General features: G+C 53.8%; 1 protein-coding gene. It reads left to right on the plus strand.

All coding sequences use genetic code 11. The annotated features are described in order from the left end of the window. Positions 1 to 36: 36 nt before the first annotated feature. Positions 37 to 364, plus strand: a 328-nt coding sequence (locus AAIR21_RS28015) for an SDR family oxidoreductase (RefSeq protein ID WP_434682860.1), incomplete at its 3' end; no start/stop codon positions are given.

A 364-nucleotide genomic window follows, 5' to 3' on the forward strand; every position in this document is an offset into this window, starting at 1 on the left:
CTCTGTAAGCCCGTGGACGTTACTGACAGAGCGGCATTGACTCTGGCGGTCAGAGAAGCTGAGGCGCGTTTCGGTCCGGCGGACGCACTGATTAATAATGCCGGTGTGATGCTGCTCGGCAATATGACCACGCAAAATCCTGAAGAATGGGAGCGCATGCTGGATATCAATGTCAAAGGCGTGCTGAACGGTGTGCATGCCGTAGCAGCAGGCATGGTGGGCCGCAAACGAGGTACCATTATCAATATCAGCTCGGTGGCAGGGCGTAAAACGTTTCCGAACCATGTTGCTTATGTAGGGACGAAATTTGCTGTGCACGGTATTTCCGAGAATCTTCGTGAAGAACTGGCCCCACACGGCGTCA

This window comes from Enterobacter sp. PTB, assembly GCF_051130085.1.
GTDB lineage: Bacteria > Pseudomonadota > Gammaproteobacteria > Enterobacterales > Enterobacteriaceae > Enterobacter > Enterobacter ludwigii.